Source organism: Bacillus sp. MHSD_36, assembly GCF_030757775.1.
Taxonomy (GTDB): domain Bacteria; phylum Bacillota; class Bacilli; order Bacillales; family Bacillaceae_G; genus Bacillus_A.
This window is the reverse complement of record NZ_JAVBIS010000001.1, coordinates 918,466-933,072: the sequence shown is the minus strand read 5'-3', so window position 1 is coordinate 933,072 and position 14,607 is coordinate 918,466. Positions and strand designations below refer to the sequence as shown.

16 protein-coding genes are annotated in these 14,607 nt (G+C 36.4%); 5 read left to right on the top strand and 11 right to left on the bottom strand.

The genetic code is table 11. The annotated features are described in order from the left end of the window. Positions 1-155: 155 nt before the first annotated feature. The gene (locus Q9B79_RS04840; RefSeq protein ID WP_000850059.1) at positions 156-821 is read right to left on the bottom strand and encodes a lytic polysaccharide monooxygenase; all 666 of its coding nucleotides are present in this window, start codon (positions 819-821) and stop codon (positions 156-158) included. Between the two features lie 177 nt (positions 822-998). After that, positions 999-1,502, bottom strand: coding sequence for a GNAT family N-acetyltransferase (locus Q9B79_RS04835; protein WP_306182831.1), 504 nt, complete (start codon positions 1,500-1,502; stop codon positions 999-1,001). Between the two features lie 105 nt (positions 1,503-1,607). Here Q9B79_RS04835 and Q9B79_RS04830 point away from each other — a divergent pair, with 105 nt between their 5' ends. Then, a complete protein-coding gene (locus tag Q9B79_RS04830) occupies positions 1,608-2,249 on the top strand; it encodes an HD domain-containing protein (protein ID WP_000875266.1) in 642 nt (213 codons plus the stop codon). 67 nt (positions 2,250-2,316) lie between these two features. Here Q9B79_RS04830 and Q9B79_RS04825 read toward each other — a convergent pair whose 3' ends face one another. From Q9B79_RS04825 to Q9B79_RS04795, 7 genes are all read right to left on the bottom strand, one after another. Continuing rightward, on the bottom strand, positions 2,317-2,682 hold the full coding sequence (locus Q9B79_RS04825) for a carboxymuconolactone decarboxylase family protein (RefSeq protein WP_000929877.1): 366 nt from the start codon (positions 2,680-2,682) through the stop codon (positions 2,317-2,319). A gap of 102 nt (positions 2,683-2,784) precedes the next feature. Then, the gene (locus Q9B79_RS04820) at positions 2,785-4,275 is read right to left on the bottom strand and encodes an alanine/glycine:cation symporter family protein (RefSeq protein WP_306182830.1); all 1,491 of its coding nucleotides are present in this window, start codon (positions 4,273-4,275) and stop codon (positions 2,785-2,787) included. A gap of 122 nt (positions 4,276-4,397) precedes the next feature. Further along, entirely contained in the window at positions 4,398-5,882 is a 1,485-nt protein-coding gene (locus tag Q9B79_RS04815) for an aldehyde dehydrogenase family protein (protein WP_306182829.1), read from the bottom strand. Between the two features lie 18 nt (positions 5,883-5,900). Beyond that, on the bottom strand, positions 5,901-6,797 hold the full coding sequence (gene dapA, locus Q9B79_RS04810) for a 4-hydroxy-tetrahydrodipicolinate synthase (RefSeq protein ID WP_306182828.1): 897 nt from the start codon (positions 6,795-6,797) through the stop codon (positions 5,901-5,903). Between the two features lie 22 nt (positions 6,798-6,819). Continuing rightward, positions 6,820-7,761 (bottom strand): proline racemase family protein, encoded by a 942-nt coding sequence (locus Q9B79_RS04805; RefSeq protein ID WP_306182827.1) that lies wholly within the window; start codon positions 7,759-7,761, stop codon positions 6,820-6,822. After that, a complete protein-coding gene (locus tag Q9B79_RS04800) occupies positions 7,758-8,795 on the bottom strand; it encodes a proline racemase family protein (RefSeq protein WP_306182826.1) in 1,038 nt (345 codons plus the stop codon). The genes Q9B79_RS04805 and Q9B79_RS04800 overlap by 4 nt, the downstream gene beginning before the upstream one ends. Beyond that, on the bottom strand, positions 8,792-9,967 hold the full coding sequence (locus Q9B79_RS04795; RefSeq protein ID WP_306182825.1) for an NAD(P)/FAD-dependent oxidoreductase: 1,176 nt from the start codon (positions 9,965-9,967) through the stop codon (positions 8,792-8,794). The genes Q9B79_RS04800 and Q9B79_RS04795 overlap by 4 nt, the downstream gene beginning before the upstream one ends. A gap of 181 nt (positions 9,968-10,148) precedes the next feature. On the opposite strand from Q9B79_RS04795, the gene Q9B79_RS04790 reads away from it, so the two are divergent. The 4 genes from Q9B79_RS04790 (at position 10,149) to Q9B79_RS04775 (ending at position 13,816) form a co-directional block, all read left to right on the top strand. After that, entirely contained in the window at positions 10,149-11,810 is a 1,662-nt protein-coding gene (locus Q9B79_RS04790; protein WP_306182824.1) for a sigma-54 interaction domain-containing protein, read from the top strand. 172 nt (positions 11,811-11,982) lie between these two features. Continuing rightward, on the top strand, positions 11,983-12,255 hold the full coding sequence (locus Q9B79_RS04785; protein ID WP_306182823.1) for a (2Fe-2S)-binding protein: 273 nt from the start codon (positions 11,983-11,985) through the stop codon (positions 12,253-12,255). Then, the gene (locus tag Q9B79_RS04780) at positions 12,252-12,581 is read left to right on the top strand and encodes a (2Fe-2S)-binding protein (RefSeq protein WP_306182822.1); all 330 of its coding nucleotides are present in this window, start codon (positions 12,252-12,254) and stop codon (positions 12,579-12,581) included. The genes Q9B79_RS04785 and Q9B79_RS04780 overlap by 4 nt, the downstream gene beginning before the upstream one ends. Continuing rightward, positions 12,581-13,816, top strand: coding sequence for an NAD(P)/FAD-dependent oxidoreductase (locus Q9B79_RS04775; protein ID WP_306183324.1), 1,236 nt, complete (start codon positions 12,581-12,583; stop codon positions 13,814-13,816). The genes Q9B79_RS04780 and Q9B79_RS04775 overlap by 1 nt, the downstream gene beginning before the upstream one ends. A 23-nt stretch (positions 13,817-13,839) precedes the next feature. Here Q9B79_RS04775 and Q9B79_RS04770 read toward each other — a convergent pair whose 3' ends face one another. Together Q9B79_RS04770 and Q9B79_RS04765 are read right to left on the bottom strand one after the other, a co-directional pair. Continuing rightward, the gene (locus tag Q9B79_RS04770; RefSeq protein WP_000447759.1) at positions 13,840-14,148 is read right to left on the bottom strand and encodes a YxcD family protein; all 309 of its coding nucleotides are present in this window, start codon (positions 14,146-14,148) and stop codon (positions 13,840-13,842) included. Continuing rightward, positions 14,136-14,585, bottom strand: a complete 450-nt coding sequence (locus tag Q9B79_RS04765) for a hypothetical protein (protein WP_000914479.1) — start codon at positions 14,583-14,585, stop codon at positions 14,136-14,138. The genes Q9B79_RS04770 and Q9B79_RS04765 overlap by 13 nt, the downstream gene beginning before the upstream one ends. Positions 14,586-14,607 lie beyond the last annotated feature (22 nt).

Here is a 14,607-nt window from a genome sequence, read left to right as displayed (position 1 = left end):
AGCATAATTTTTTATAAATAATTGCACTTTCTTCTATATTTTTCATCATTTTTCATAAAAAAAGATCATCTAAAATGAATTAGATGATCAAACTGTATATTTTATCCCGCTTTAATGGGCAGTAAGACCCCCCACTGATTAAAGTTTCACTTTATTTAAAATAAGCTAGGAGCTTGCACTACATGATTTAGCGGGAAATTTGATGCTAAACCGTTATTTACAAGGTTGACATCTATAACTTGATAAAATGCATTCCCAGTGTCTGCAATTTCCCACACAGCTAAAATAAGGTGATATCCATTTCTATCAGTTGGTACGTTTGCTTCATGTGTTACCGAAGTTCCTGGTCTAGCTCCTCCATCATTTTTTACATAGAATGGTACTAAATCCAAATCAGATCTCGTTAAAGGTTTATTTGGATTCCAATCTTTTTTCGTAATATAGTATTTCCATTCTTTCGTACTATGTGGTGCGGTTAATTTCCACTTAAATGTATTCGCGCCGCCGTTTAACGTAACTTTCTTCCACCTATCAACTGTTTGAATGTCTAAAGCAGGGAAATGACCAGCTCCTGCAATTTGTCCATCAGAAGGTCCTAATTGCGGGAATCCACCTATTCCTTCTACACTTTGCGGCTCATATTGAATTGGTCCGCAGTTTACATTTACCCCTTGCTTACATAAATAAGAACGGCTTGCTGGTGATTCAACATATCCATGAGCTGAAGCTTTTTCTGAAAAACCGAAAGTTAACAACCCCGTAAGTAATATGCCACCACTTAATATAACTTTCTTCACCTTTTGTAAACCTTTCGTTTTCATCACGTCATCCCCTTTCCCATAATAAAGCGAAAATAACTATAGTTGGCTAGTCATCTTCTCTACATCCATTATAAGTCAAGGAGCATAACGAAAAGAACCCTCTAAAAACTTTCTCAAATTCAATTCGTACATTAAATAAATTTTATTTTTTAAACATGTTCACCTTTTAATCACAACTTATATAACTTTATAATAAATAACTGTCGCGTCTAAACTACCATTTGGAGAAATTGCGTATTCTGGTATTTTTCCAGCTTCTTGATAGTCTAATGATTTATATAATCTATTTGAAGGGTCTCCTTCTCTCGTATCTAACACTAAAAGAGACCTATTTTCTTGCTTCGCTCGTTCCTCTGCTTTTTGCATAAGTGAACGTCCAATGCCATTACGTCTAAAGTTTGGATGAGTCATTAACTTACAAATTTCAGCTCTATGAATCCCATTAGGCTTTGTAACTAAATGTAATTGAATACTCCCTGCCACTTCATTATTTATTTTAGCAACATATAAGATTATTTCTGGTGCTAAAACAGTTTCCCAATACTTCTCTGATTCTTTTTGATCCAGTGGAGGTAAAAAACCAATTGACGCCTCATCATTTGCAACCGTTTTCAAAAGTTCAGAAAGCTCTTCCATATCATCATTTATTTTCTTAATCTCTTCAATTACTAAATTTTGCATTATTAATCCCCCTTTTGTTTCATTGTACCAATTTTTAAAGCAGGAATAATGATATACTAAGATGAAATTCTTTAAAACATGATTTTTTAGGGAAAGGATAACGATATGAAATATATAGTAGATAGAACATATGCAAAAGAATTACTCGAATGGGCATATGAACAAAACCCCGGTCCTTGGTTTGAACATTCAATAAATGTTGCTCAGGCAACTGAAAACATAATTATAGAACTTATTAAAAATGGGTATAACCTAGATGCTGATATAGCATATAATGCTGCCCTTTTGCATGATATCGGAAGATACAAAGGTTTTACCAAATCGGTCATTCATTCCTATGATGGTTATATGTATATGAATGATTTAGGGTATACAGGAAATGCTGTTATTTGTGTTACACACTCATTCCCATGCAAAAATGAACATATAGATATCGCAGCGGAGTGGAGTCTCGTTCCTGACCATATGAGAATCCAGTTAGTTGAAATATTGAATGAACATTGTAACTACGATTTATACAATAAAGTAATTACTCTTTGTGATGCTCTTGCTGACGCGGATGGTTTTACTACGCTGGAAAGAAGATTGATTTCCGTTGGTTTACGTCACGGTACAACGTCTCATACATCATTACATTGGAAAGGGTTTTATGCAATTAAGAAAGAATTAGAAGCTTTAATCGGTAAAAGCATATACACAGTTCTTCCTGATGTAGAGAATTCGATTTATGAAGATATAAAATATTAAAGTGAATACAAATTTAATTTCACATAAAAAACGTTTTAAACATAAAGTTTAAAACGTTCTTTTCTATTCAATGCTTATGATTTTTCAGTTCTGTTAAACACTCTTGCACTAAAGTTACCGCTTGACTCATTGCAGCTCCGCCAGCAAATGCTGCTGATACACCACACGCTTCCAGAATTTCTTTATCTGAACACCCTTGATCAAGACAACCTTTTGTATGATAAACGGTACAATATTCATCTTGCGTTGCTAGACTAATTCCTAATGCAATAAGTTGTTTTTCTCTTTTAGTTAAAGAACCCTCTTGAAAACAAGCTTGCGTAAATGCATTATATGTTTCAGCAATTTCAGGGATTTGGTTTGTAAAACTACCGATACCTTCTTTATAATGATGTAGAACGTCATTTACTGAACTATGTTGTTCGTGTGCCATTTTAGTATTACCTCCATTCCAATTATGTGTACTTATTGTAGTATGTGATGAAAAGAAGGCAATATACTCCGTTTAATAAAGCGAATATTCAGTTTATTTATTTTACAACTTTAGACTATCATCCACTACTGTTTGTTCTTTATAATTTTTCCTTTCAATTTCTTTACTTCTTTCTTCCCAAAATGTTAAATCTTCAATTCCCACATTTTTAGGATCAAACATAGGATCTTTCCCTTCTTTTTTCTGTGCTTCATAATCTTTTAACACTTTTAATGCAATTTTGCTTAATAGTAGAATCGCAATTAAATTTAACCATGCCATGCTACCAATTCCTAAATCTCCAAGGTTCCATAAAAGTGAAGCTGATTCTACGCTACCGATGTAAACCATAATTAAAAATCCAATTTTTAAAACTGGTTTTAACCAGCTATGTTTAAGTTCATGATCTAAATAAGTAAGTGTCGTTTCAGCGATATAGTAATATGCGAGTAATGTTGTAAATGCGAAGAAGAAAATTGCGATTGAAATGAATAATGGACCAAATCCTGTCATAACGGTTTCAACTGCTTGTTGTGTATAAATTGGACCTGCATCAACATTCCCTATATTCTTTACAATAGCGCTTTTTCCTTCAGGTATAACATTATACATACCTGTTATTAAAATCATAAGAGCTGTCGCTGTACAAACAACAATTGTATCGATATATACAGAAAACGCTTGAACTAACCCTTGTTTTGCAGGATGGGATACTTCAGCAGCAGCGGAGCTATACGTCGCTTCTCCAACACCAGCAACATTCGAAAATACAGCACGCTTTACGCCCCATGCGATTGCTGCACCGACAATTCCGCCAAACATTTCATTTACACCAAAAGCACTAGAGAAAATTAAAGCAAACATACTTGGAATTTCTGTTACATTCGCAATTAATACGATACATGTAACGATTACATAACCAATTGCCATAAATGGAACAAGCATTTGTGAAACGCCAGCAATTCTCTTTACGCCACCAAAAATGATTGCTGCTAATAATACGACTAACAAGATACCAGTTATATATTTGCTAATCCCATTAGAGTTTTCGAATCCAACTGCGATACTACTAGATTGAATACCTGGTAATAAAACACCATATGAAAGTGTTACAACGACCGCTACAATGACTGCAAACCATTTCATTTTCAAGCCTTTTTCAATGAAATAAGGTGTACCACCGCGGTATTCATTTCCAACTTTACTTTTATACACTTGAGATAATGTTGATTCAACAAAAGCACTAGCTGCTCCTAAAAGAGCCATTATCCACATCCAAAATACAGCTCCAGGTCCGCCAAAAGCGATAGCCGTCGCGACCCCTGCAATATTACCTATTCCAACCCTACCTGATAAAGCTAAACAAAATGCTTGAAAGGATGAAATTCCGGTCTCCGAGCTCTTCCCTTCAAATAATAGTTTAATCATCTCTTTAAAATAACGAATTTGTAGAAAACGAGTTGCAATTGTAAAATACACACCTGCCCCTAATGCAAAAACAACTAACCCAATACTCCATACTTGCCCTACTAACCACTCTACTAATTGCTCCATCCAAATCCCCCTTATCAAAAGCTATTTTATATATAAGAAAACGGACAACTATTATAAAATCTTCCAGTTGTCCGCATCTCTTATTATTTCATCCCTCTATTTATTAATAGTTAGATTCTCTTTTACTTTATATTCACCCAAACACTTTTCACTTCTGTATAGTTATCAAGCGCATATGAACCTAACTCACGACCGATACCAGATTGTTTAAAGCCACCAAATGGTGCAGCTGCATTTTCTAAGTTATAATCATTAATCCATACCGTTCCTGCCTTTAATTTATTGGCAACTTGATGTCCTGTTTTAATATTTTGTGTCCAGACGCCCGCAGCGAGTCCGTATGAAGAGCGATTTGCTCTTTCGATGACCTCTTCTGTTGAATCAAATGGAAGTACAACGACAACTGGTCCAAAAATTTCTTCTTTCACAATTGTCATATCATCAGTAACATTTTTGAATACCGTTGGCTGTACAAAATACCCTTTTTCAAGTGCCCGTCCACCACCAGCAGCAACAGTCGCGCCTTCAGCTTTTCCTTGTTCAATGTAATGTAGTACACGCTCTTGTTGCTTTTTAGATACGAGTGGCCCCATTTCCGTTTCCTTCTCCATACCTGCTCCAAGTTTCACGTTATTCGCCATTTTCACTAGTTCATTTACGACTGTTTCGTAATGTTTTCGGTGAACGAACACGCGAGAACCGGCACTACAATTTTGGCCGTGATTATACATAATGCCCTGGAATGCGCCGTTAATCGCTTCTTCTAAATCAGCGTCTTCTAAAATGATATTTGGTGATTTACCACCAAGTTCTAACGTTACATGTTTAATAGTTTCTGCAGATTGACGCATAATATATTTTCCTGTAACTGTTGAACCTGTAAAAGCTACTTTATCAATATCATGATGGTTTACGATTGCAGCCCCTGCTTCAGGGCCGAAACCTGGCACAAAATTTACGACACCGCTTGGAAAACCTGCTTCTTTAAAGAGCTTCGCTGTATATAATAATGATAAAGGCGTTTGTTCTGCTGGTTTTAATACGATTGTACAACCTGTTGCTAGTGCAGCTCCCATTTTCCAAGAAGACATAACAAGCGGAAAATTCCAAGGAATAATTTGCCCTACAACCCCAACAGGTTCATGGCGTGTATAATTTAAGTAATCTTTTGAAATCGGAATTGTTTGCCCAATAATTTTCGTAGCCCATCCCGCATAATAGCGATAATTTTCTACAGTCGCTGCAATATCATCATCCAGTGCTACTTGATATGGTTTCCCGTTATCTAAAGCTTCTAACTGCGCCAATTCTTCCCGGTGCTCTTCAATTAAGTCTGCTAATTTATAAATAAGATGCGCTCTTTCAGCAGTAGTCATTTCTGCCCAAGGTCCTGATTCAAATGCAGATCTCGCCGCTTTTACTGCCACATCAATATCCTCTTCTTGTGCTTCATAAACAACTGCAAGAACATCTTCTGTCGCTGGATTATATGTTTCAAACGTCTTTCCGCTAATGGAAGGAACAAATTCACCATTAATAAACATTTTAATCTCTTCATTTAAAAACGCTTTCACTTTTGGTTTCAGCTCAATGTTTGTCGTTAACATATATGATCTCCTCCTTATTTAAACAGCTGCATGAGTTGCGATTTTTGAAATAAGCATTTGAAGTTTTTGATTTTCTTCTTCAGTTAATCCGAGTCTCGGATAACGTGAAGGTCCCCCAGCTTGCCCGTGTAATTCCATTGATCGTTTCACGATTTGCACATACTTTCCTGATCCTTCAAGAAACTCACAAAGAGGTAAAATCGCGTCGTTTATTTCCCAAGCTTTTTCTAATTCACCATTATGAAAATGCTCATACATTTTCGTAACAAGTCCCGGTACGATATTTCCTGCTACTGAAACCCATCCCGTTGCACCAACTAAATAAGATTCCATAACTAAATCTTCAGATCCACAGAAGACTTCAAAAGCACCTTCGCCTTGTCTTACTAAATTTCTCGCTTTTCGAATATCTCCACTAGATTCTTTAATATGTGTAACATTTTCACAGTCTTTTCCAATACGTAGCATGAGTTCTGTACTCATATCAACACCAGATGTAAACGGGTTATTGTATAACATAATTGGAATATTTACAGCGTTTGAGATTTCTTTAAAATGAAAATATATTTCCTCTTCTTTCGGTTTACAATAATATGAATTTATAATTAATGCACAATCCGCTCCATGCGCTTCTGCATGTTTCGTATATTCAATCGTCTCTTTCGTCGTCTCCGCAGCAGTTCCAACAATAACTGGTATACGACCATCAACTTCTTTTAATACTGTTTCTACCATTTTAAATCGCTCTTCTTTTGATAAACTAACAAACTCTCCTGTGCTTCCATTAATAATAATGCCAGCCACTTTTTGCTCAATAAAGTAGTTTACGTTTTGTTTTACACCGTTCCAATTAATCTCTTGAAACTCATCCATAGGTGTGATTAATACTGGAAATGCCCCTTTAATTTTTTTCATATTTACCTCTCCCTTTACCATGTTATTTTAATAAAAACCCTGTCGGAAACGGATCTGTAGAATCTAATAGAAACGTCTGCATCCCTGTAATAAAACCTCTACTTTCAAAACGGAAAATGTAACCCGTTTCCTCCTTCTTCACTTTTTCAACTGTTATAAAACTATTACATATACTTTCATTTATAAAAGGTTTATCCACTATATTATCGTTTTTAAATAACGCGTGAACATAAGACACAATAGTAGAGACAAACCCCGGCGAACGTACGATAAAGTTATCTTCATGAAATGTAATTGACTTTATATGGTTCTTCTCTTTATGCGAAGAATCTACTAAAATAAGCCTTTTTATTAGCGACTGTTTTTGTATAGCTTGGAGTGTAACTTCTCCCCATTTTTTCAATTCAGAAATGTTTTCAATACAAATTTCTGGTGAATATGCCCCTTTTTCTACAACTGCGTATACTTTATCTGCCTGTATGAGAGAGTAGCTTATATTTTCAACTTGTAAATTTTTCTCAATCATATAACATAGTTTACTTTCAAACGAAACAGATACAACTTCATCATTCTCTACATACGCAAGGACTGAAAATATGCCAGATAACGTTTCGATTTTGTATTGATTCGTCTCTCTCTTTTTTAAATACCCGCTTTCTAGTAACATCGTTATGACTGCGACAATACCTCCGTAATGAAGAGGTATTGACCCTTCATGATTAAAAAATAATACAGCTGCATCAACCTCCGTATGAATAGAAGGAACGACGATACATCCATTTAAACCGATAAAACCACGCGGTTCATTTAATAAAAGCTGCATTTCTTCTGCTAATTCACCTGAAAATTGTTCGTTTAATTGTTCTAAATTGTAGTAGTACTTGCATGGTACATCTTTTATTACACGAAATGCCTCGCCATTTACGTGTACATCTACTGCTGTATACATTTTTTGAATGTTCATTTTACATCCTCCGTTTCATGTTCCATCGGCGGAATTAGCAAAAAGCCTTCTTTAAGTGGATCCTTTTCATTGTAAAAAAATCTATGCATTCCCATAAGCCAAGCTGAACCTGTAATTTTTGTTATGACAGCTTCCATATTTTCAACATTTGTCGTATTTATAACGCATCCTTTAAATAGAGAGCCAACGATACTCTCGTGAATAAATTCTTCATTCATCTCGATTTTTTGATTTGCGTATAAAACAGCTAACTTCGCTGATGTTCCTGTACCACATGGAGAACGATCAATTCCCCCTGGTGGAACGACAACTGTATTTTTTACATGAGCACTTTCATGAGTAGGATCTGTATAAAATTCAATATGGGTTAATCCTCTAATAAATGAATGCTCTGGATGAATGATTTCAAATTTCTCATTAATGGTATTTCTAATATGAATTGCCTTATCAATGATTGTAGATGCATGTTTCGGTACTAATTCTAAACCTACTGAATTCGCATCGATAATGGCATAGAAATTTCCTCCATACGCAATATCGGCCTCTACTGTTCCAATTCCTTCGACTTGTACAGTAATATGTTTCAATAAAAAAGCTGGTATGTTACAAAAGGAGACTTCTTTCGCCTTTCCATCTTGAACAAAGATATCCACTTCAACTAAGCCGGCTGGCGTATCTAACTTTAACGAAGTAATCGGTTCAACTACTGGAATTAAACCTGATTCAATTAAAGCTGTACACACACCAATTGTATCGTGACCACACATCGGTAAATATCCACCTGTTTCTATGTAAATAACACCAATATCTGCTTCCGGATGACATGGATCTGTTAATAATGCTCCTGACATGACATCATGACCACGCGGTTCATTCATTAACAATTTGCGAATCCAGTCATACTCTTTTTTCATATGTAACATCTTTTCTGCCATCGTCTCTCCAATTAACATAGGCAGTCCGCTAATCAATGTTCTTGTTGGATTCCCGCCCGTATGTGTATCAATTGTCGTAAAGACTCTTTGTGACCTCATCCATTTAACACCCTTTCTGTAAAACGACTCAAACGAAGTGGTTCAATAGGAATGATTGTTTCTTTTTCATTTAATATCTCTTCAATCACTTTCCCTGTAACTGCGGCAAGACTAATGCCATCCCCTTCATGCCCTGCTGCAATAAAGTAATTCGGGATATGTTCCACACGTGAAATAATCGGCAAATGATCTTCTGTCCACGGGCGTAACCCAGCGTATGAACGAATCACCATCATATCCGCCATTTTCGGATAAAAACGAATTGCTCTGTTCGCAATACATTTAATAACCTCGTTATTTATTCTCGTATGATATCCTACAAACTCTCTACTACTACCAATTAAAAAATTTTGGCTTTCTGTCGGCTCAAACACAAGAGCTACTCCATATTTTTCAGTTAAAGCATCCACTTTTCGTTTTCCGCCAAATTTAGAAATTAAATAACCAAATTCCATTACTTTACGACAACCAACGTGTTGTTGCCTTGAAGCTACTATAATATGACCCTTTCTCGGTTCAATTGGGATATTTACATCAAGCATTTGTCCGATTTTCGGAGCCCACACACCCGCTGCGTTCACCACTTGCTTCGCAGTAAACGTCCCTTTTGTCGTTTCTACAACAAAGGAACCGTCTATATCTCTTTTCATTTCTTTTACTTCCGTATGATTAAAAGCCTTCGTACCATATTTTTTCGATTCTGCAAGAAGTGAAAAAGCAAGAAGATATGGATTTACAGTCGAATCTGTTGCGCATTCCAATCCGCCTAATAAATCATCTGCGAAAAATGGCGATTCTTCTCTTATATCTTGCCTATCAAGCATTCGAAACGGTAAACCCGCTTCTTTTTGACGATTCACCCATTGCTGCGCTGCTTCCATTTCTTCGTCCGACTCACATACGAGAATACTTCCTGGTGCTCTATATTCAAATGAGTGCTCTAACTCTTCACTTAAATCAGTTACTAACTTTTGACTTACTAACGACATTTGACTATCAAACCCTGGGTCTTTATCAATAGCCAAAATATTCCCGTCACACCGTGAAGACGTCCCACTGACAAATTCTCCTTTTTCAATGATTGTTACGTCTCTTCCGTATTTTGAAGTGTAATAAGCGATTGAACATCCTATAATCCCACCACCTATTATTAAAACGTCACAGTGCCTCACGTAGCACCCCTCCCTTCTTTTTAATCCCTCACTTCCTTTTATGCAATTGACGTGCCAACTGTACATATATACACTTTTTACAAATAGTATTTTTATTTGTAAAAATATTTTGAATTTATTATAAATAGGTGTATTATTTTTTTATCACTGTCAAAATTTTTATACATAATAGGAGGAAAATATGGCATTCTCATTTCCCACAATACAAGAATTTATAAAAACTTCATTAATTTACCATACAAACAATTTGCAACAAATTGAGCAAGTTAACGAAAAGTTTTATTACCGCCCTTCTACTACAGAAAAATACAACTGTGCAGTTATTTATGAAGATGATTCATTTACCGCTTTAATTGACGCGTTTTCTCATGAAATGGCCATTATCGTAATAAACGAAAATAAAGAGCCTATATGCTGTATAACGGCTCAGCAAATCATTCCGTTCCTTGTGAAGTCATACAATGAACTACAATCTTTCTATAACACCGTAATACAAACAACTGATTCTTCCGTTACAGTCATCGATGATAAAGAATGTGTTCGAACTTGGACTGATGGTGCCGAAAAGATTTTTTCAGTCAATCATAATGAAATTATTGGACAACCTATCACTCGCTTTTTTGACTATAAAGATCTGGAAATTTTACAATCATTACATGACGGAAAAAGCATAATTGCTCACTTCCATCAGCCTCGTCCAGATTTGTTCGTATTAATTAACTCAAACCCAGTGTATTGTAACGATGAAATTATTGGAGCAGTCGTTTCAGAAACCGATGTTACAAATCAAGTTGCTTTAAATGAAAAACTATTTAATATGTCACATGAAATGCACCGATTAGAACAAGAGGTCGCAAAATATAAAGATGAATTAGACCCTTTCCTTACGATGAATGGAAAGAGCCCTGTTATACAAAGAACGATACAATTAGCTAGAAAGGTTTGTTCGGTGAAATCAACTGTTTTAATACTCGGCGAAAGTGGTGTTGGAAAAGAAGTATTTGCGAAAGCGATTCATGAAGCAAGTGAAGCAGCTAAAGCACCTTTCATTTCAATTAACTGTGGCGCCATTCCAGAAGCGTTATTTGAAAGTGAATTATTTGGGTATGAACGCGGGGCGTTTTCTGGTGCAAATAGTAAAGGTAAGAAAGGTAAAATAGAGCTAGCGCAAGGCGGTACATTATTCCTTGATGAAATAGGAGAAATGCCGCTCGATATGCAAGTAAAGCTTTTGCGTGTACTACAAGAACGAAAATATTACCGTGTTGGTGGAGAAAAAGAAATTCATATTAATTTCCGCATTATTGCTGCTACAAATCGTGATTTACAAGAAGAAATGAGAAAAGGTACGTTCCGAGAAGATTTATACTATCGCCTAAATGTAGTTAGCTTGCATATTCCACCGCTGCGCGAAAGACGTGAGGATATTATTGAATTAACTTATTCTTTCTTAAACGATTTTTCAATCAACTATAACAGACCAATTCGTGACTTACCTTCCAGCATTATGCATGAACTGCTTCATTACAATTGGCCAGGTAATATTCGCGAACTTCGTAACGTTGTTGAAAGACTTGTCGTATTTGCGACTGACGGTATTATAAAGCAAGAATATTTACCATTTCATACAACTGAAACGTTAGACAATCATACGACTCATTCCCTATTGCTCAGCAACAATCATACAATCCTCTCTTTGCAAGAAGAGATGGATGAACATGAGAAAAAAGTAATTGAGAGGGCATTACGTATTTTGAATGGAAATAAATTAGAATGCGCGAAACAGCTTGGTGTTACGAGAGCCACCTTATATAATCGTTTAAAAAAGCTTGGGTTACAATAAAATGAAACTTTAATCAACCGTCACCAATCGGGCTTTTATGGGCAGCCCGCCCCCCCACCTAACTTCTTTGCTTTCGCTGAATTTGGAGGTGGGGGTCTTACTTCCCTCCTCTATATTGGCATAGTTTTTGCATTATATAATTTGTGCAAACCGAACTAGAGGAGGAATACATATGACGAATAAAGATCGCTTAATTGTTTGTCGATGTGAAGAAGTTACATACGAACAACTTCAATCGACAATTGCTGAATATAAATGCTCGGCAAGAGAATTAAAACTAAGAACACGTGCTGGCATGGGATTTTGCGGTGGCCGCACATGTAGAATGATGATAGATCGAATGATTGAAAACGCAAATCCAGGCGTAACTACAAAGGAGATTCCATTGAAATATCAACCACCGGTACGAGCAGTTACTTTTGGATCGGTAGGTGAAAGTAAATGAGTAGAATTACACATCACCCTATTTTAGGAAATTTAAATAATAGTAATCGCATCACTTTTCAATTTAACGGTCAACAATATGAAGCATATGAACATGAAACGATTGCAGCCGCATTGCTTGCAAACGGAATAAGAACATTAAGAGTGCATGAAGATAGCGGGACGCCGCGAGGTATTTACTGTAATATCGGACATTGTTCTGAATGCCGCGTCACTGTAAACAATCAAACAAACGTACGAGCATGCTTAACTGTTGTTGAAAACGATATGGTTGTTGACAGCGGAAAACAGCATCCAAATATCGTGAGAGAGATGGTGAAAAAATGATGAACGATGTCATTATTATCGGCGCAGGACCAGCGGGTTTATCAGCTTCTATCTCTTGTGCTCGTTTTGGATTCAATGTACTTGTTATTGATGAATTTATGAAGCCTGGCGGAAGGTTACTCGGACAATTACATCAAGAACCTACTGGAGAATGGTGGAACGGCATAGAAGAATCAAAACGCCTTCACGAAGAAGCAAAATCACTTTCAGTTGATATTCGATGTGGTATTTCCGTCTATAATTTAGATAAAGATGAAAGCACTTGGTTCGTACATACGAATATCGGTACGCTAGAAGCACCGTTCGTTTTACTTGCTACTGGCGCTGCTGAGTACTCCATCCCCCTCCCTGGTTGGACACTTCCAGGAGTTATGTCAATCGGGGCAGCCCAAGTAATGACAAATGTTCATCGCGTTCAAGTTGGAGAAAAAGGAATCATTATTGGTGCTAACATTTTGTCATTCGCCATCTTAAATGAATTACAATTAGCAGGAATTAAAGTGGAACATATCGTACTTCCTGAAAAAAATGAATTAAGTCAAAAGGCTGGCGAACCAGAAGAAGTATTAAACTCTCTCTTACACGCTGCCCACCTTGCCCCGTCACCTTTATTACGTATAGGTAGTCGATTGATGAAATATAATTGGGCGAAACAAGCTGGATTAAACTTTTATCCTAATAACGGTATGAAAATAAACGGTACACCTCTTCACCTTCGAAAAGCAGCTCTTGAAATTATCGGAACAGATCAAGTTGAAGGTGTACGCGTTGCTAATATTGATACGAAAGGAAACATCATCACTGGATCGGAACAAATATATGAGGCAGACTTCGTTTGTATTGCAGGTGGCTTATATCCTCTTGCTGAACTAGCCGCTGTAGCTGGCTGTCCTTTCCGTTACATTCCGGAATTAGGCGGGCACGTTCCTCTCCATTCTGAAACAATGGAAACCCCTCTTGCTGGTTTATTTGTAGCCGGCAATATAACTGGCATTGAAAGCGGGAAAATTGCAATGGCACAAGGAACTGTTGCTGGATATTCAATCGTAAAACAGGCAAATAAAAAATCCCATTCGGTGGAACAACAATTGCAACAAGCAATCCAACATGTACATGCCGTACGTCAACAAGCTGCCATTCAATTTAACCAGGGTGTTGATGTCGGTAGACGGAAAATGAATGAAATTTGGCGTAATTATTCCCTTGCATATGCACATACTAAAAAGAGCTGCTGAGAATACTCTCAACAGCTCTTTTCCTACTCATCTGAGTTATTAAATTTCGCTAACGCGTAAATACCTTCTTCATCATCTAATTCAAGTTGTAATCTCGCCGCAAATGAATTGACGTTATATTCTCTGTCAAGTAATAAGCGTAGTGCTTCGATTAAGTTCGCTTGAATTAAAATTTGCTGGCGACCATTTACCTCTACTTCAGCAGAGAAACCGTAGTCATCGTCGTACATGAGTTCAACTAAAACTTCTTCTGGACCAACTTGTCTTTTTTCAGCGATATATACGCAAAGCGCATTGATCAGTTCTTGTTCAGAAATTTTTATCGTTTCCATGCTACTTCATCTTCCTTTTTCTTGCGTTGATCTTTGAAGTATTTAAATGCACGAACTGCTAACATTACGATACCAGCCATTACTAACATATTTACCATAAACGCTAATACAGAACCAAGAGCTCCCATATTTGCAAATAAGCTACCCATTAGTAAACCACCAAGACCACCTAGTAATAAACCTTTCATAAAGCTTCCTTTATTACTTTTTGGTGCTGTGTTTGTTGCTTTTGTTTTTGAATCTGGAGTTGTTTTTTGAGAATTTACATTTGAATCTTTTTTGTTTAAATCAACTTTTGATTTTTGACCTGAACTTGGTGTAAATGATTTTTTACCAGATTTGTAACTTTTCGCTGCCGCATGATCTACGAACATAAAGCTACTAGCCCCAAAGATAACCATGAATGCTGTCATTACTGCTACAAGTTTTTTCAACATATTATATCCATTCTCCTTTTAT